The organism is Rhizobium sp. No.120 (genome assembly GCF_054558365.1).
Genome location: NZ_BAAJNQ010000001.1, coordinates 989,769 through 1,007,414 on the forward strand (window position 1 = coordinate 989,769; position 17,646 = coordinate 1,007,414).

Genomic DNA, 17,646 nt, shown 5'->3' on the forward strand with positions numbered 1-17,646 from the left:
CGCGAAGCTTGGAAATCTTTGCTAGACGGAGGCGCGTCCTTTCAGAAAGATGGGACGTATCCACATTTGATTCTCGCTCATAGGGGAAGTGCATTGCAGGTCGGCATCGACATGGGAACGGCGTCCGGCGGGACCAGCGCCCAGCTCGATATCGAGGAGCTGCTGGCAACGCGGCTCCTGGTGCAGGGCAATTCCGGTTCCGGAAAATCGCACCTTCTGCGAAGGCTGCTGGAACAGTCGGCGCAGTGGGTGCAGCAGGTCATCATCGATCCCGAAGGCGATTTCGTCACGCTGGCCGACAAATTCGGTCATGTCGTCGTCGATGGCGAGCGTACGGAAGCCGAACTTGCCGGCATCGCCAACCGTATTCGTCAGCATCGCGTTTCCTGCGTGCTGACGCTGGAAGGGCTCGATATCGAGCAGCAGATGCGCGCTGCCGCCGCCTTCCTGAACGGCATGTTCGATGCCGATCGCGAATTCTGGTATCCGGTGCTGGTCGTGGTCGACGAAGCGCAGATGTTTGCGCCTTCGGTCGGCGGCGACGTCTCGGAAGACGCGCGCAAGATGTCGCTCGGTGCCATGACCAATCTGATGTGCCGTGGCCGAAAGCGCGGCCTTGCCGGTGTCATCGCTACGCAGCGTCTGGCGAAGCTCGCCAAGAACGTTGCCGCAGAAGCCTCCAACTTCCTGATGGGCCGTACCTTCCTCGATATCGACATGGCCCGCGCTGCCGATCTGCTCGGCATGGATCGCAGGCAGGCGGAAATGTTCCGCGACCTGAGGCGCGGCAATTTCGTCGCCCTCGGGCCGGCACTTTCCCGTCGGCCGCTGCCGATTACCATCGGCGCGGTGGAGACCTCGGCGCGCTCCTCCAGTCCGAAGCTGATGCCGTTGCCGGATGCGCCGCAGGATGTCGAAGACCTGATCTTCACTCCGGATCCGGAAGAGTTCGCGCGGCCCGTCGTCCGTCGCACGACGCCGGCGCCGCGGCCGACGACCGATATCCTGGCTGAGCTTTCCCGCTCCGTGCCGGCGGCAAGTCAGGCGCCTTCCGAGCCCAAGGTCAGTCAGCCTGAACTATCGAGTGAGGATCGGGAGGCGAGGATGACTGCCGTGCTTTCCGAAATCCTCGATGATCCGGCTTCGGGCTTCCGAACGGATTCGGTGCTTTATCAGGAGTTTCTTGTGCGCTTGCGCATGCGCCGCGTTCCCGGTGCCCCTATGAGCCTGTCGGAATTCCGCCGTCGTGTGGCGATTGCCCGCTCCGGTGCGGACGAAGAGGTCATGGCGACGGACCAATGGGCAACGGCGCTTTCGCTGTCCGCCGGCGTCACCGACGATCTGCAAGGTGTTTTCCTGATGCTGGCGAAGGCCGCGATCAGCGGTGAGCCATGCCCGTCCGACGCCCGCATCGCCCGCGCCTATGGTACTCATTCGGCGCGGCGCGCGCGGCGACTGCTAAGCTATTTCGAGGAGCAGGGCAGCGTTGTCGTCCATACGGATTTCTCTGGCAAGCGTATCGTTGCTTTCCCGGATATGGGATCGCAGACCGCGCCTGGTGATGCCAATGCGCCCGATCTGGACGGTGGCGAGCAGGCGGCGGCGGAATAGCCGCGCTATTCTCGCTGAAGAGCGTCTGGCGCTGTTGACAATTCCATGACGACCGCTTACAGACCGCCTCAACGCCGGGCAGAAATGTCCGGTGTTTCATTTGACATGTCCCGTGGCTTCGTCCGTTCGCTAACGTGAGAAGCCTGTCAGAGCTCGAAAACGGAGTTCAGAGGAGGGCGTGTTTCCTTCGCGGTTCGGCAACGGGCCGCCATAACACTTGAAAGGAAATACGATGAGCAAGCGCGAATCGTCCAAGTACAAAATTGACCGCCGTATGGGCGAAAACATCTGGGGCCGTCCGAAGTCCCCGGTTAACCGCCGCGAATATGGTCCCGGCCAGCACGGCCAGCGCCGCAAGGGCAAGCTCTCCGACTTCGGCGTGCAGCTGCGCGCCAAGCAGAAGCTGAAGGGCTACTACGGCGACCTGCGCGAGAAGCAATTCCGCGCGATCTTCGCTGAAGCTGACCGTCGCAAGGGCGACACCTCGGAAAACCTGATCGGCCTGCTCGAATCGCGCCTCGACGCTATTGTCTATCGCGCAAAGTTCGTTCCGACCGTTTTCGCTGCCCGCCAGTTCGTCAATCATGGCCACGTCACGGTCAACGGCGTTCGCGTCAACATCGGTTCGTACCGCTGCAAAGCTGGCGACGTTATCGAAGTTCGCGAAAAGTCCAAGCAGCTCGTAACGGTTCTGGAATCGGTTGCTCTCGCTGAGCGCGACGTTCCGGACTACATCGAAGTCGATCACAACAAGATGGTTGCGACCTTCGCTCGCGTTCCGGCTCTCGGCGACGTACCCTACGCCGTTGTCATGGAACCGCATCTGGTCGTCGAATTCTATTCGCGTTAATAAGCGGATAACTTTCTTGATGAATGAAAAGCCGCTCGGTTCGAGCGGCTTTTTTGTCTTTGGAGCGCCTCATGACGGATTTGCAGGCTATTCTCGACGGCATTCATGCAGAGCTTTCGCCGCGCATCGGCGAGGGCAAGGTTGCCGATTACATTCCGGAGCTGGCAAAGGTCGATCCGAAGCAGTTCGGGATGGCAATCGCCACTGTCGACGGCAAAGTCTACAGTATAGGTGATGCCGGCGTTCCCTTCTCCATCCAGAGTATCTCCAAGGTCTTTATGCTGACGCTGGCGTTGGGCAAAGTCGGCGAGAGCTTGTGGAATCGGGTAGGGCGCGAACCGTCCGGCACGGCTTTCAACTCCATCGTCCAGCTGGAGCGGGAAGAGGGAATACCGCGCAATCCCTTCGTCAATGCAGGTGCCATTGCCGTCAGCGATGTCGTGCTGGCGGGACACGAGCCGCGCGAGGCCATCGGCGAGCTGCTGCGCTTCGTCCGCTATGTGGCTGACGACGAGACGATCAGCATCGATGACAGAGTGGCGCGTTCGGAGACCCAAACAGGATATAGAAATTTCGCGCTCGCCAATTTCATGCGCGCCTACGGCAATATCCACCATCCGGTCGAGCATGTGCTCGGCGTCTATTTCCATCAATGCGCGCTTTCCATGAGCTGCCGTCAACTTGCCAAGGCGGGGCTCTATCTCGCTGCGCGCGGCAGCAATCCGATCACCGGCCACTCCGTTGTTTCTCCGAAGCGGGCACGGCGTATCAATGCGCTGATGCTGACCTGCGGCCACTATGACGGTTCCGGCGACTTCGCCTATCATGTCGGCCTGCCGGGCAAGAGCGGCGTCGGCGGCGGCATTCTGGCTGTTGCGCCGGGCATCGGCTCTATCGCCGTCTGGTCGCCGGGGCTGAACAAGGTCGGCAATTCGCAGCTCGGCGCCGTGGCATTGGAAATGCTGGCTGCGCGCACCGGCTGGTCGGTGTTCGGCGATTGATACGGTGTCTTCTCGTTCCGCTTTCTGCTATCAGCGTGGCGAGAAGCAAGGAATGACGCAATGAATATCGCGACCACGGTGAAAGACGACATCGATATCGAGGCTGAAGATGGCGGCTCTGCCGTTCATCCGATGTTTTTCGATGCGCCGCGTTCGGTCTCCTTCAACAAGCTTCGCAAGCGCCTGTTGCGGCAAGTGCGCCAGGCGATGGAAGACTTCCAGATGCTGAAGGGCCAGAAGCGCTGGCTGGTCGGCCTTTCCGGCGGCAAGGATTCCTACGGTTTGCTGGCGCTGCTTCTTGATCTGAAATGGCGCGGATTGCTGCCGGTGGAACTGGTTGCCTGCAATCTCGATCAGGGCCAGCCGAATTTCCCGAAACATATCCTGCCTGAATACCTTACGAAGATCGGTGTTGAGCATCGTATCGAGTATCGCGACACTTATTCGATCGTGAAGGAGAAGGTGCCGGAGGGGGCAACCTATTGCTCGCTCTGCTCGCGCCTGCGTCGCGGTAATCTCTATCGCATCGCCCGCGAGGAAGGCTGCGACGCGCTGGTGCTCGGCCATCATCGTGAAGACATTCTCGAAACCTTCTTCATGAACTTCTTCCACGGCGGCCGGCTGGCTTCCATGCCTGCGAAGCTGCTCAATGACGAGGGCGACTTGATGCTTCTGCGTCCGCTCGCCTATGCCGCAGAGGACGATCTTGCCAAATTTGCTGCCGCCATGCAGTTTCCGATTATCCCGTGCGATCTCTGCGGCTCGCAGGATGGGTTGCAGCGCAATGCCATGAAGGACATGCTCGCCGATATCGAGCGGCGCATGCCGGGCCGCAAGGATACGATGCTGCGCGCTCTGGCGCATGTGAACCCGTCGCATCTGCTCGATCCCAAGCTCTTCGATTTTGCGGGTTTGATGACTCAGGGATCTTCGACCGATTCCGCTTAATTTCGGGGCTTTTGCCACACCGATGTCATCGAATCGGGCATAAGAGGAAGCCCTTTCAAAACAGAGGCTTCCTATGAATTTCTCCGATGCTGATTTCGACTATGTGATGACGATCGTTGCCGAAGCGGCGTCAAAGGAGATCATGCTGCGCTTCCGTAATTTGGACGCTGGGGACATATCGGAAAAGACCTCGGCTATCGACCTTGTAACCGAAGCCGATCTTCTCGCCGAACGGCACATCACCGCGGCGCTGAAGGCGCGTTTTCCGAAGGCCGTCATTGTCGGCGAAGAGGCCTACGAAGCCGACAAGTCCGTCGTGCCGGCGCTGGCGCATGCCGAATTGGCTTTTACCATCGATCCGGTGGACGGCACCTTCAATTTCGCGGCCGGACTGCCGGTCTTCGGAACGATTGTCGCCGTCATCGCCAATGGCGAGACGATCGCGAGCATCATCCACGATCCCGTGCTGGGCGACACCGTGACTGCCATGAAGGGCGGCGGCACTTTCCTGCGCCGGCAAAGCGGGCAAGTGAGGCGGCTTGCAGTAGCCTCACCCGCGCCCTTGAGCGCGATGACGGGCGCAATATCCTGGGGGCACATGGATGAACCTGATCGATCCCGCATCAGCACCAATCTGTCAAAAACCCGTATGGCATTCTCGCTGAATTGTTCGGCTTACGAATATTGGATGGTGGCGTCCGGCAAATGGCATTTCATCGGCCATTCCAAATTGATGCCATGGGATCATCTGGCTGGCGTGCTGGCGCATCAGGAGGCGGGCGGTTATACCGCCAAATTCGATGGTACGCCCTACAAGCCCGGCGAAACGACCGGCGGCATCATTTCTGTGCCTGACGAGGAAAGCTGGCGGATGATCCGTCGCGAGATCATCGGCGCCTGACGCGAAAGGAAAAAGCATGACATCGCTCGTTGACGTTACCACGCTTGCCCATGTGCTGCGCCGTGCGGCGCAGACGGAGATCCTGCCGCGCTTTCGCAGGCTCGGCAGCGACGATATCCGTGCCAAGAGCGAGGCGACGGATCTGGTGACGGAGGCTGATGAGCGGGCCGAGCGCATGATCAAGGCCGAGGTTGCCCGGCTCTGGCCCGAGGCCCTGTTCGTCGGCGAGGAATCAGTTGCGGCCGACCCGTCGCTACTGAAAAAGCTGCGGGATGCCGATCTCGCCATCATCGTCGATCCCGTGGACGGCACGTTCAACTTTGCCGCCGGCATTCCGGCCTTCGGTGTGATGGCTTCAGTGGTGTCGAAGGGAGAAACCGTTGCCGGCATCATTTTCGATCCGATGGGCGACGACTGGGTGCTGGCGGAGCGCGGCAGCGGCGCATGGCTGCGCCGTCCGGATGGCGAGACGCTGCGCCTCAACGTTGCTCCTTCCGTCCCGCTGGAAGAGCTGGTCGGCATGGCGGCCACGGGTTTTCTGCCTAAGGAAAAGCGCGCCGAGATCATGGGTAATCTCGCCAAGGTGCGATACACGACCTGCTATCGTTGCGCGGCGCATGAATACCGCACGCTCGCGGGCGGCTATGTGCACTATCTTATGTACAACAAGCTGATGCCCTGGGATCATTTGGCGGGAGCCCTGATCTCGGCCGAATCCGGCGCCTATGTCCGTCGTTTCGACGGCTCGCCCTATCAGCCGCACCATCTCGATGGCGGGTTGCTGGTTGCGGCGGATAAGGATACCTGGGAGCTGCTGCGGCGCGAGGTCTTCACTCTTTAAGGTGAGCTACGCGCGAGGATAGACGCAAGGCCCTTGGAAAGTCACTGCGGCGGGGCTATCTTTGCCCCAACTGGCAAGAGCCTTGGTCGGCGCTTGCCGCGGAGGTGAGACAGATGTCCGAGACGAGCCGCAAGCTGACCACCATCTTCTGTGCCGACGTGCAGGATTATACGCGCCTCATGGGGAAGGATGAGGAGGGGACGCTTTCGACCCTTCGTCGTTACCGCGATGCGATGAAACGGCTGATCGAAGCACATGGCGGCCGTGTCATCAATACCTGGGGCGATGGTGTCTTTGCCGAGTTTCCGAGCGTGGTCGAAGCCGTGCGGGCTGCAATCGATACGCAGAACGAGCTTGCCGGCTACAATGCCATAACCGACTCCGACAAGCAGATGCTCTTTCGCATAGGCCTCAATCTCGGCGATGTGATCGCCGATGGCGATGATCTCTATGGCGACGGCGTTAATATTGCCGCGCGGCTGCAGTCGCGCGCTGCTCCGGGTGGCATTGTGATTTCCAACACTGTCTACGATCAGGTTCGCAATAAGGTGGCGGTCGGTTTCGATTTTCTCGGCCAGCTCGAGGTCAAGAACATCGACGGCGGCGTGCCAAGCTATGCTGTGCGGATCGGCGGCGTGCAGGTTGTCGACACCACATCCGATTATCGGTCGGCCCCGGAGCCGGCTACCGTGCGGGCGCCGGAAGCGGCAATGCGGGAATCCGTGCCGCAGGACTGGCGGCTAAGCTACGGTGTTGCGTTGGTCGTGTGCATCGGCCTTGCCGTTCTCAACGGATTGACCTGGGATGGGGAATTCTGGGCGAAATGGCCCATACTCGCGATTTTGTGGGTTAACGCGTATCGCTATGTCCGTGGCAACCCGCAGATCGATATGGCGATCGCGAGCCTTGTGATCACCGGCATCGGCATCGTGGCGATCAATCTTTTCACCTGGCACGGCACGCCTTGGGCGATGTGGCCGCTCTTCGGGCTTGCGATCGCTGCGGCGGTGCGCTGGGTCAGTCGGCCGCGCAGTGGCGCCTGAGGAAGGGAGGCATGTCGTTCAGACGTGCCCCATGCCGGGTTCTAGTGCCGGCGCATCGCCGGGATGGGTGAAGAGCTTGCCGCGCTCTGCCCACAGCGTCGCCAGAAGTGACAGCAAGCCGAATATCGTGAAACCCGCAAGCAGTGGCTGGGCAGTTCCGTCGAACATCTGGCCGACGATGCCGCCGATCAGAACGCCGACCGTTGTGGAGACTGAGCTGGTGATGGCGGCTGCCGTGCCCGCCAAGTGTCCCATCGGCTCAAGGCTGATGGCCATGCAGTTGGTGGTAATCACTGCAAACATCATCAGCATCACCGAGATCAGTACATAAATGAAGGTGAAGCTCGGCTGGCCGAACATGCCGACGATGTAGCCGATGGCGCCGAGCACTGTGAAGATGATCATGGCCGCGTGAGAAATTCGGCGCATGCCGAAGCTGCGGACGAAATAGCCATTGGCGAACTGTGCTACGGCGGTGCCCGCCGCCGTTGCCGCAAAGGCGATCGGGAACGTGTCCCCCAGCCCGTAGACTTCGCCGAAAACCTGCTGCACCGAGACAATGTAGGCGCAGATGATGCCGGTATAGAGCGTCAGCGCGATCATATAGCCGCAGGTGATGCGGTTGGTGAGCACGGTCTTGAAGCCCGAAAGAACCGACGAGACCGAAAGCGGCAGGCGCTCTTCAGCGGGCAGCGTCTCCTTCATGCGGAAGAAAGCGACCAGGAAGAGCCCGGCGCTGACGATGCCAAGCAGGATGAAGATCCATTGCCAGTTGGAATAGGCAACGATCATCTGACCGACGAAGGGTGCGACCATCGGCATGATCATGAAGACGATCATGACATAGGACATGACGCGGGCCATTTCACGGCCACCGAAGCAATCGCGGACAATGGCGAGCGTCGTGATGCGCACGGCCGCGGCGCCAACGCCTTGGGCAAACCGCATGGCGAGCAGGGCAAACAGGCTGCCGCTCCAAGCGGCGGCAAACAGGGTCACTGTATAGAAGGCAAGACCGCCGAGCAGGATGTACCTTCGGCCATAGGTATCCGACAGGCTGCCGAAGAAAAGCTGACAGATGCCGAATCCGAGGAAATAGACACCGATGACGAGCTGGGTATCGTTCGGATTGGCGACATTAAGCGACTGACCGATATTCGGTAGCGCCGGCAGCATGCTGTCGATGCCCATGGAAATGCTGGCGGTCATCAAGGCGATCGTGATGATGAACTCGACAATGCCAAGACCGATGCGGCCGGAGCCGGGCTGCACCGGCGGCTGAGCCGGCGACTGTAATTGAGGCGCGGTTGTCATTCGAATATGCCTGTCAATGTAGAGCGAGGGACTGGTCGGCCGGAGGCGGCGCATTGTGCGCGCGGAAGAGGCGACCCCTTTCGGCGACCAGCACGAACACCAGGCCGATCAGAGAAACGGTGAAGTAGCCGATGACCATAGGCGTTGCCGTGCCGTTGAAATACTGGCCGATACCGGCGCCGATCGATGCGCCGCCGACGGTGCTCATGAACCCGAGCACCGAGGAAGCGGTGCCGGCGACATGGCCGAGCGGCTCCATGGCGAGAGAATTGAAATTCGAGCCGATCCAGCCGAACTGGAACATTGCCAGCGCGAAAAACAGCATGAACAGCGGGAAGGGCATCGGTGCCGAGCCATAAAGCTGTACCAGCATCCAAATGAAAGTGATGAAGGAGAAGCCGAGCAATGCCGCATGCGAAAGCCGCCGCATGCCGAAACGTCCCACAAGCTGTGAGTTGATGAAGGAAGACAGCGCCATGAACAGCGCTACGCCACCAAAGGCAACCGGCGTGTACACGCCCAGCCCGTAAATGCCGCTATAGATCTGCTGCGCCGAATTGATGAAGCCGAACAGCGCTCCGAATAGGAAGGTGCTGGCCAAGGTGTAACAGAGGGCTACGCGGTTCGTCAGAACCATCCTGAAGCCGGAAGCGACCGATCTGATGGTCAGCGGACGGACATTTTCCGGCTTCAATGTTTCCGGAAGCCGGAAATACATCCAGAGACCGACGAGTGTCGCCATGGTGCCGATGAAGACGAAGATCATGTGCCAGGTGCTGACCAGCATGATGATCTGGCCGCTTCCGGGCGCGATGACCGGAACGATCATGAAGACCATCATGATCAGCGACATCACTTCGGCCATCAGGCGGCCGCCGAAGACGTCACGGACGATCGAAATGGTGATGACGCGCGTGGCTGCCGAGCCCAGGCCCTGGATGAAGCGCAGAGCGAGAAGGCCCGCAAAGGAGGGTATAAGGGCAATACCGAAGGCGGAGACGACGTAGACGGTGATGCCGATCAAGAGGGGCAGGCGGCGGCCAAAGCGATCCGACAGGGGGCCGTAGATAAGCTGAGCCGAGCCGAAGCCGATCAGATAGGCCGTCACCACATATTGCCGATGATTCTCGTTCATCACGCCGAGGCTGGAGCCGATCTGCTGCAATGCGGGGAGCATGATGTCTATGGCAAGCGAATTGATCGCCATCAGGAAGGCCGCAAGTGCGATGAACTCGCGTTTGCCCATGGGCAGTTGCCCATGGGACATGGCCTGGGATGAAGTCGTCACGGTTTTATTCCCATAAACATGTCAAGGCGCCGCCCGGCGGCAGCGCCCAATCGATCAAATTTAACTTATGGAAACCGGACGAGGAGCCCGGTGCCCGGTCAGGCGGCGCCGCGAACGCTGATGCCGTGTTCCTGAAGGTGTTGCTGCAACTCGCCTGCCTGGAACATCTCGCGCACGATATCGCAACCGCCGATGAATTCGCCCTTCACGTAAAGCTGCGGGATGGTCGGCCAATTGGAATAGTCCTTGATGCCCTGGCGAATCTCGGCGTCGGCAAGGACATTGATGCCCTTATAGTCGACGCCAATATAATCGAGAATCTGGACCACCTGGCCGGAGAAGCCACACTGCGGAAACTGGGGCGTGCCTTTCATGAAAAGAACGACGTCGTTGTTCTTAACTTCATTGTCGATGAATTCGTGAATGCCGCTCATTGTCCAGTTCCTTTCACATGCGGGGTCAAGGTCCGCAGCGTTACATCTGTCCCTTAAATAGCAAGCAGCCGACAAGATTTCCAGCCGCAAAACATATGCATCTTCTTTTTCATCGCATGAATGGACTTGCGGATTTACGATCCCGGACACAAGCGAAAATGCTTCATTGAGGCGATTTTCTGAATAGTGCGTTTCGAAAATGACCCTTCAACTCCCTGCCTGAACAACACACATAAATTTGAGGCAAGGGACCGTTAATATTAGTTTGCTATCTAATTTACAAACGATCGGTATGTTTGTAAAAATCTGTCGATTGATGCGATTTGGCGCGTATCGGTCCCTTGTGAGCATTGCAGTCGCATTTTGAGGGAGCGGACACTATGAGCCACCACCATTATTCAGACGGGCAGGTTGGTGAAGAGCGGGAATTTTACAGCTCTGAAGATACCAGCGAAGGCGAGCGGGAATATTTCGAGCACGTGCGCACGCCAAGAGCATCGATCCTGAACAGCGCCGTGACAGTAAGTGCCATTGTTCTTATATTGAGCATCGCTTTCGGCTACCGCGCCTCGACAGCCCCGACGCAGCAGCGGGTGGCGCCTCCTATCGCTCAAAAGATCATGATTGCTCCACCGGTAGACTCGTGTGCCGAGGCTTCTCCATATCCCCGCCATGAATGCTAGGATATTTCTGTGTGGTCACAGCATGATACGATGGTGGGAAGATTTTTTGAGCAGCTTCATTTCTGTCTAAGTCCACGCTGATAAATGCTTGATCTCAATATTTTTACTTTCGTCAAATTATACTGCTTCGCCATGAAAAAGCCGGTAGTTCGTGGTCATGGCACCTTCAATTTTTAACAGTGCTATTGGCGCGCGCCGGGGACAGACTGCAATATGAATCCTATAAAGAAGAGGGTGGTTCTCCACTTCCCTGGCTTCGAGCCGCTGGACGCTGCCGCACATCGGGCTCGTTACGAGCGCTCTGCGCGGCAGAGCGCTGCCGCCTGGGATTTCACCGTGTCCGTAGACGAAATAAAGAATTTCGGCCGTGCACCGTATTTCGATGTCACGGCGACGGCTGCGGACTGGCATACGCAAAGCCGCATTCACATCGTCGATCATAACGATCTGGTTGCCATGCTGAATGGCAGGCCATTCTTCACGCGGCTGATGCAGGGCTATCTTGCCGCGGCAAAAGTTGCCGCTTCGGGTGGCATGACGGGCTACTTCCGTCACGCATGGCGCTTCGGCCTGTTCTTTATCTTTCCGTTTCTGCTGATGCTTGTGGGGCTGATTCTCAGCCTGTCGATCGCCTTTGCGCCAATCCTTTTCGGGCTGCCGGCCTGGAGCCATATCGGCAGCATCGCGCTCGCAGTCGCCTTTTTCGTCTATGTTTTCCTGCCGCAAGCCGAAAAGCTGCATACGCTGCATCTTTTTTCCGATTGGGAGATGGCGGTGGCAATGGCGGAGTTGAACGGGATAGGCGCGGAGCAATGGCTGGAAGCCAGCGCCGTGAATGTCCGGCAAGCCTTGGATGAGCCTGACGTCGAAGAATTCGTCATCTCGTCGCACAGCATGGGTTCGTCCGTGGCAGCTCACGTGGTCGGTCTGCTGCTGGAGCGTGAGCCGGATTTGCTGCAGGGAAAGCGCGTAGTATTTACGACCCTTGGCAGTGCCATCCTGCAATGTGCTCTCATGCGGTCGGCCAATGTGCTGCGCTCACGCGTGGGATTGATCGCTCGCTGCAAGGAAATCTTCTGGCTTGACGTTCATTGTCTCACGGACGCGATCCATTTCTACAAGGCTAGGGTTGCCGCAGTTTGCGGCCATGAGGACGCCCGGCAGGCTTCGATCCTTTTCGTGCGCTTCAAGCAGATGCTGTCGGAAAGGCATTATAAGAAGATCAAACGGGATTTTCTGCGGGTTCACCGGCAATATGTGCTCGGTCCCGATCTCAGGGCCTTCTTCGATTTCACCCTGATGACTGCCGGTCCGTTGCCGGCTGCGGATTTCGCTGAATTCTCAATAAAGAGATTGCCGGAGCTGAGCTTCAACTCCGGCGAAGAGGCGCAGGCGCTCTCAATCGGGCGCTGAGGTCTGCAGCGCAAGAGCGTGCAGTACGCCGCCCATATTGCCCTTCAGGGCATCATAGACCATCTGGTGCTGTTGCACGCGAGTCTTGCCGCGGAAGGCTTCCGCGACAACTTCGGCGGCATAGTGATCGCCATCCCCGGCCAGGTCGCGAATCGTCACCTTGGCGCCGGGAATGCCGGCCTTGATCATGTCTTCGATATCGCCGGGGTTCATGGGCATAAGGGGTACCTCGATTTATTCAGCAGCGGCAAGCGAGCCGCCATCCATGAAGGCAGGAAACCACGATTCATGCGCTTCGCGCAACTGTTCAACCGGTAGCGTTAACAGGCCATCGACGATGAGTGCATTGCCGCCGACCGTTCCGAGACGGCGGAAGGGCACGCCGGCGCTTTCCGCATTGATGCAGACGAAATCGGCAACATCGGCCGGAACGGCGATGACGTAGCGGGCCTGATCCTCGCCAAAGAGGGCTGCATGCGGCAATGTCTTGCATTCGCCGAGATCGATACGCAGGCCCTTGCCTGAAGCCATTGCCATCTCCGCCAGAGCGAGTGCCAGACCACCGGAGGAGATGTCGTGGCAGGCCGTGACCTGACCGTTGCGGATGGCAGAGCGCACGAAATCGCCGTTGCGGCGTTCGGCGAACAGATCGACTTCCGGAGCAGGGCCATCCGTCGAGCCGATGATATCGCGCAAATAGATCGAGGAACCAAGATGGCTGCCGTCGACACCGATCATCAGAACGTGGTCACCTTCCGAAGCGGAGCCGATGCGGGCCATGGCCTTCCAATCCGGCAGCAGACCGACGCCGGCGATGGTCGGGGTCGGCAGGATAGCGACGCCATTGGTTTCGTTGTAGAGCGAAACATTGCCCGAGACGATCGGGAAATCCAGTGCGCGGCAGGCTTCGCCGATGCCTTTGATGGCGCCAACGAACTGGCCCATGATTTCGGGCTTTTCCGGATTGCCGAAGTTCAGATTGTCGGTCGCGGCCAGCGGCTCGGCGCCGGTTGCCGTAATGTTGCGCCAGCATTCCGCCACTGCCTGCTTGCCGCCTTCGAACGGATCGGCTTCGACATAGCGCGGCGTGACATCCGAGGAGAAAGCGAGCGCCTTGGTCGGATGACCTTCGACGCGAACAACGCCGGCATCGCCGCCAGGAAGCTGCAGCGAATTGCCCTGGATCAGCGTATCGTATTGCTCATAGACCCAGCGGCGGCTGGACTGGTTGGCGGAGCCGACCAGCTTCAGTAGGGTCTTACCGTAGCCTTCCGGCGCAGCCACGAGATCGGCGGGGAGTGCGGCGCGCTTGTCGGATTCCCGCCACGGACGGTCATATTCCGGAGCCTGGTCGCCGAGATCCTTGATCGGCAGGTTGGCGACTTCCTCGCCCTGATGGATGACACGGAAACGCAGGTCGTCGGTCGTCTTGCCAACAATAGCGAAATCCAAGCCCCATTTGACGAAGATCGCCTTTGCGATGGCTTCCTTTTCCGGCTGCAGCACCATGAGCATGCGCTCCTGGCTTTCCGACAGCATCATTTCATAGGCCGTCATTCGCTCTTCGCGCACAGGCACCTTGTCGAGATCGAGCTCGATGCCGAGGTCGCCCTTGGCGCCCATTTCGACGGCGGAGCAGGTGAGGCCGGCCGCACCCATATCCTGAATGGCGATGACGGCGCCCGTTTGCATCAGCTCCAGGCAGGCTTCGAGCAGGCACTTTTCGGTGAAGGGGTCGCCGACCTGAACGGTCGGACGCTTTTCCTCGATCGATTCATCGAATTCGGCCGACGCCATGGTTGCGCCGCCGACACCGTCACGGCCGGTCTTAGCGCCGAGATAGACGACCGGAAGGCCGACGCCCTTGGCTTCCGAGAGGAAGATCGCATTGGACTTGGCAAGGCCGGCAGCAAAGGCGTTGACCAAAATATTGCCGTTATAACGCGCATCGAATTCGACTTCGCCGCCGACCGTGGGAACACCGAAGGAATTGCCATAACCGCCCACACCGGCAACGACGCCGGAGACGAGATGGCGGGTCTTCGGATGATCCGGCTCACCGAAGCGCAGGGCGTTCATGGCAGCGATCGGGCGGGCACCCATGGTGAAGACATCGCGCAGGATGCCGCCGACGCCGGTCGCAGCGCCTTGATAGGGTTCGATATAGGAGGGGTGATTGTGGCTTTCCATCTTGAAGACGACACAGTCGCCATCGTCGATATCGACGACGCCGGCATTCTCGCCCGGGCCCTGGATAACGCGCGGTCCCTTGGTCGGCAGAGTGCGGAGCCACTTCTTGGAGGATTTGTAGGAGCAGTGCTCGTTCCACATGGCCGAAAATATGCCGAGTTCGGTGAACGTAGGCTCGCGGCCGATCAGATCCAGAATGCGCTGATATTCATCCGGCTTGAGGCCGTGGGCGGCAATCAGTTCGGGGGTGATCTGGATCGTATTGGAAATGGTCATGGGCGCTCGAGTGTCCTTGCCTGTAAAGGATTTGAAGACCGGTCAGGGATCGGGGTCTCTTTAGCGCAACTCTCCCTGTCGTGCGACAGGAAAATCACCGGCGTTCACAACACGCCGGTATGGATATAGCGAAAATCAAGCGCGCGGCCATTGGCGGCCGCTCAGCAAGGTCAGAATTTATAGCCGACCATTATGCCGGCGCGCGTCATGCCGCCGTTAGGCCCGTCACAAAGATTGGCATGCGACGAATGCGCGATCTGCGCCATCACGTTCCAGTGGTTGTCGAAATTGTAGCCGAGGCCGGCATATTCATGGAAGAGCAAGCGACAGCCGAGCATCGGGCCGTGCTCTCGCCAGTCGTCGAGGTTGCCCGTGTGCACCGTGCCGCCGAAGCCGAGTTCGGTGAAGATGCCGTTGCTATGCGTAAGCGTCCAGGAAAGGCCGCCATAGACCTGCGTTGCAGAGCCTGACGTGCCGATCGATGTGCCGACGTGAATACGCGGATGGGTCAACTGATCCTTCCAGTCGGCGGTTGGATTGTAGCCGAACGGATTGAAGAGGACCTGAACATCCGGGAAGACACCGCTTTCATGCTCATTGCCGCTCTGGATGGAGCCGCTGGCACCGAAACGAAGTTCGTCGAAGATCTTGACTTGAGGGGCGGGAGCCGCCGTCACCGTATCGGCGGCGATTGCGATCGATTGACCTGCGATGAATACCGAACCGACTGTCAGAAAACTCAAAACTAAACGCTTGCTCAAAAAGCTTGTAATAGCCATGCGCTCCCCCTGGTGTAGCGGGCGAATCCTCACTTTATATTGATAGAATGGTAGCGTGCTAAGTGTCGAGGCGACAAAAGCGCATTTACCCAATATGTCTGCCGATAAATTGATAAGGCTTGCTTAAATGTGACTATCGTAACCGGATGAGCCGTTTTCCAACAACCTGCGTAATGTCATGAACCCTGCCGCAACATCTTTTCGCTGTGGGGGCGACGAAAAGGCGATGCGAACACGGTGATAGACCCTGTCGATTCGGGCGGCCTTGAATTCATCCTCATCATCAATGAGCACTCCTTCGGAGAGCGCTGCATTCTTGAAGGTACCCGAAAGCCAGGGTTCCGGCAGCTTCAGCCATAGAAACGGCAGATGCGGATGCGAATGGAACTCGAAGCCCGATAATGCCTCGCGCGCCAATTGCTCACGGGCCTTGATCTCTTCGACGGATTTGCGGCGAAGTTCCAGGGCATGACCGCCCAATACGAGTCGGGCACAGGTTTCGGCCAATATGAAAGGCAGGCCGCCGGTCGTCATCTTGTGCGTGACTTTGATGCGCTGGGCGAAATGCGGCGGGCAGGCGACCCAGCCGCCGCGCACGCCGGCTGTCACCGATTTCGACAGGCTGCTGACCACGAAGGTGCGCTCCGGCGCGATGGCGGCCATCAGCGGGTTCTGATCGCCGGTCATGCCGCCGTAGAGGTCGTCTTCAATCAGCCATACGCTGTGGCGGCGGGCGATGGCTGCAATCGCCCGGCGTCTTGCCTCCGGCATTGTCACCAGCGTGGGATTATGAGCCGTGGGCATCAGGAAGGCGAGGCGCGGATGCTGCTGCTGGCAGAGACGTTCGAAATCCTCCGGGATCATCCCATGCTCGTCCGAATCCACCAAAATCGAGCGGCGTCCGAGTAGGCGGGCGGCGCGGCTTATCTGCGTATAGGTGAGGTTCTCGAAGACGATCTTGTCGCCCGGCGAGGTGACGGCCGAAATGACTGCTATGGCGGCGGCATGGGCGCCGAGCGTCGGCACGACCGTCTCGATTGCTGGCTGCCAGCCGTTGCGGGCGAGCCAGATCTGCCCGGCCTCAAACCAGTTTGCCGGGAAGTTCCTTGAATAGGAAGAGATCTCGGATTGATGCTCGCTGCTGATGTCGGCGAAAAGCTTGCCGATGATCGTGCCCTGGCCGATATCGGGAGCGGCTGTCGTGTCGAAGCGGATCTTGGCATCGGGCGTATTCAGGCCGCGCGTGCCGGCAAGTGCCTGGGTGATCGGATCGACGGGTTCGATCTGTTTGCCATTCGAGCGCTCCAGAACATAGGTGCCGCGGCCGACTTCGCCGGCCACGAGGCCGCGTTCATGCACAAGGGCATAGGCCCTGCTCACCGTGCCGATAGTCACGCCGATATCATAGGCAAGGTTGCGCTGCGGCGGCAGCTTCGTGCCTGGCGGCAAGACGCCATGCGTGATCGCATTCTCGATGCTGTCAGCGACGCGGATGTAAACCGGGCCGGTTCCGCTGGAAATGTCAGGAAGCCAATTTGTCATAATGACAATTTCCTAGATTGTCCCTGTCATCGAGTCAAGAGTATGAGTCAATTTGCATCGTTTGGCTCGATGCATCGAAATTGTCACCATCATGTGGAAATGAAGATGAGTACAATGGCTACAATCTGTTCGACCGAAGCGGGAGACCCCTGCGCGGCGCGCGTGGGAACTAGAGCGGCGCAGCCAAGGCCGCATATGTTGCGCCGGCTCTGGACGTCCTATTGGGATTGGCTGGAGAAGCGCGAGGGACGGCGTGTTTTAAGAGATCTGACCGATGATCAGTTACACGACATCGGCCTGACGCGTCGCGAGGCGGCAAAGGAAGTCAGTAAGTCATTCTTCTGGGATTGAGTGGGCTGAGCCGCATATCAGGCCAATGTGCCTCTTATCCGGCCCATTTCAAATCCTTGACATTGCCTAGCTTGTGAACGAGTTTGCAGTGGCTGCGCGACTGGCGGATTGTGATGGAGAACCATCGTGGAACGCAGCCCTGAATGCCGACCGCCTGGGCCTCACTGAGAAATGCGATGGA

17 protein-coding genes and 1 riboswitch are annotated in these 17,646 nt (G+C 59.1%); of the genes, 10 read left to right on the forward strand and 7 right to left on the reverse strand.

From position 1 onward, the window contains the following. The first annotated feature begins 93 nt into the window (after positions 1-93). The 7 genes from ACYJRZ_RS04910 (at position 94) to ACYJRZ_RS04940 (ending at position 7,195) form a co-directional block, all read left to right on the forward strand. Positions 94-1,611 carry a helicase HerA domain-containing protein gene (locus tag ACYJRZ_RS04910; RefSeq protein ID WP_459456618.1) on the forward strand — a complete coding sequence of 506 codons (1,518 nt, stop codon included), beginning with the start codon at positions 94-96 and terminating at the stop codon, positions 1,609-1,611. 232 nt (positions 1,612-1,843) lie between these two features. Further along, the gene (gene rpsD, locus ACYJRZ_RS04915; protein ID WP_015340058.1) at positions 1,844-2,461 is read left to right on the forward strand and encodes a 30S ribosomal protein S4; all 618 of its coding nucleotides are present in this window, start codon (positions 1,844-1,846) and stop codon (positions 2,459-2,461) included. A 71-nt stretch (positions 2,462-2,532) separates the two neighbouring features. Continuing rightward, a complete protein-coding gene (locus ACYJRZ_RS04920) occupies positions 2,533-3,462 on the forward strand; it encodes a glutaminase (RefSeq protein ID WP_459456620.1) in 930 nt (309 codons plus the stop codon). 60 nt (positions 3,463-3,522) lie between these two features. Further along, on the forward strand, positions 3,523-4,410 hold the full coding sequence (ttcA, locus tag ACYJRZ_RS04925; protein WP_459456622.1) for a tRNA 2-thiocytidine(32) synthetase TtcA: 888 nt from the start codon (positions 3,523-3,525) through the stop codon (positions 4,408-4,410). A 73-nt stretch (positions 4,411-4,483) separates the two neighbouring features. Beyond that, a complete protein-coding gene (locus ACYJRZ_RS04930) occupies positions 4,484-5,311 on the forward strand; it encodes an inositol monophosphatase family protein (protein ID WP_459456624.1) in 828 nt (275 codons plus the stop codon). Positions 5,312-5,327: 16 nt separating this feature from the next. Beyond that, positions 5,328-6,152 carry an inositol monophosphatase family protein gene (locus ACYJRZ_RS04935; RefSeq protein WP_459456626.1) on the forward strand — a complete coding sequence of 275 codons (825 nt, stop codon included), beginning with the start codon at positions 5,328-5,330 and terminating at the stop codon, positions 6,150-6,152. 113 nt (positions 6,153-6,265) lie between these two features. After that, a complete protein-coding gene (locus ACYJRZ_RS04940; RefSeq protein WP_459456628.1) occupies positions 6,266-7,195 on the forward strand; it encodes an adenylate/guanylate cyclase domain-containing protein in 930 nt (309 codons plus the stop codon). Between the two features lie 18 nt (positions 7,196-7,213). Here the strand turns inward: ACYJRZ_RS04940 and ACYJRZ_RS04945 are convergent, their stop codons facing one another. From ACYJRZ_RS04945 to grxD, 3 genes are all read right to left on the reverse strand, one after another. After that, positions 7,214-8,509, reverse strand: a complete 1,296-nt coding sequence (locus ACYJRZ_RS04945) for a multidrug effflux MFS transporter (protein ID WP_459456630.1) — start codon at positions 8,507-8,509, stop codon at positions 7,214-7,216. 13 nt (positions 8,510-8,522) lie between these two features. After that, entirely contained in the window at positions 8,523-9,755 is a 1,233-nt protein-coding gene (locus ACYJRZ_RS04950; protein ID WP_459456955.1) for a multidrug effflux MFS transporter, read from the reverse strand. Between the two features lie 140 nt (positions 9,756-9,895). Then, positions 9,896-10,231 (reverse strand): Grx4 family monothiol glutaredoxin, encoded by a 336-nt coding sequence (gene grxD / locus ACYJRZ_RS04955; RefSeq protein ID WP_015340050.1) that lies wholly within the window; start codon positions 10,229-10,231, stop codon positions 9,896-9,898. A 380-nt stretch (positions 10,232-10,611) separates the two neighbouring features. Here grxD and ACYJRZ_RS04960 point away from each other — a divergent pair, with 380 nt between their 5' ends. After that, a complete protein-coding gene (locus ACYJRZ_RS04960) occupies positions 10,612-10,914 on the forward strand; it encodes a hypothetical protein (protein ID WP_459456633.1) in 303 nt (100 codons plus the stop codon). 213 nt (positions 10,915-11,127) lie between these two features. Then, positions 11,128-12,327: a hypothetical protein gene (locus tag ACYJRZ_RS04965; RefSeq protein ID WP_459456635.1), complete on the forward strand. Its 1,200-nt coding sequence runs from the start codon at positions 11,128-11,130 to the stop codon at positions 12,325-12,327. Here the strand turns inward: ACYJRZ_RS04965 and ACYJRZ_RS04970 are convergent. The 4 genes from ACYJRZ_RS04970 to ACYJRZ_RS04985 all read right to left on the reverse strand — a co-directional run bounded on the left by ACYJRZ_RS04970 (position 12,313) and on the right by ACYJRZ_RS04985 (position 17,114). Then, the gene (locus ACYJRZ_RS04970) at positions 12,313-12,546 is read right to left on the reverse strand and encodes a BolA family protein (RefSeq protein WP_459456637.1); all 234 of its coding nucleotides are present in this window, start codon (positions 12,544-12,546) and stop codon (positions 12,313-12,315) included. The two genes, ACYJRZ_RS04965 and ACYJRZ_RS04970, sit on opposite strands and share 15 nt — an antisense overlap. A 15-nt stretch (positions 12,547-12,561) precedes the next feature. After that, the gene (gene purL / locus ACYJRZ_RS04975; RefSeq protein WP_459456639.1) at positions 12,562-14,793 is read right to left on the reverse strand and encodes a phosphoribosylformylglycinamidine synthase subunit PurL; all 2,232 of its coding nucleotides are present in this window, start codon (positions 14,791-14,793) and stop codon (positions 12,562-12,564) included. A gap of 170 nt (positions 14,794-14,963) precedes the next feature. Next, the gene (locus ACYJRZ_RS04980) at positions 14,964-15,572 is read right to left on the reverse strand and encodes an acyloxyacyl hydrolase (RefSeq protein ID WP_459456641.1); all 609 of its coding nucleotides are present in this window, start codon (positions 15,570-15,572) and stop codon (positions 14,964-14,966) included. A 123-nt stretch (positions 15,573-15,695) separates the two neighbouring features. Further along, positions 15,696-17,114 carry an aminotransferase-like domain-containing protein gene (locus ACYJRZ_RS04985; protein ID WP_459456643.1) on the reverse strand — a complete coding sequence of 473 codons (1,419 nt, stop codon included), beginning with the start codon at positions 17,112-17,114 and terminating at the stop codon, positions 15,696-15,698. Positions 17,115-17,219: 105 nt separating this feature from the next. On the opposite strand from ACYJRZ_RS04985, the gene ACYJRZ_RS04990 reads away from it, so the two are divergent. Further along, positions 17,220-17,465: a DUF1127 domain-containing protein gene (locus ACYJRZ_RS04990; protein WP_459456645.1), complete on the forward strand. Its 246-nt coding sequence runs from the start codon at positions 17,220-17,222 to the stop codon at positions 17,463-17,465. 86 nt (positions 17,466-17,551) lie between these two features. Beyond that, a riboswitch (ZMP/ZTP riboswitch) is annotated at positions 17,552-17,632 on the forward strand. Positions 17,633-17,646 lie beyond the last annotated feature (14 nt).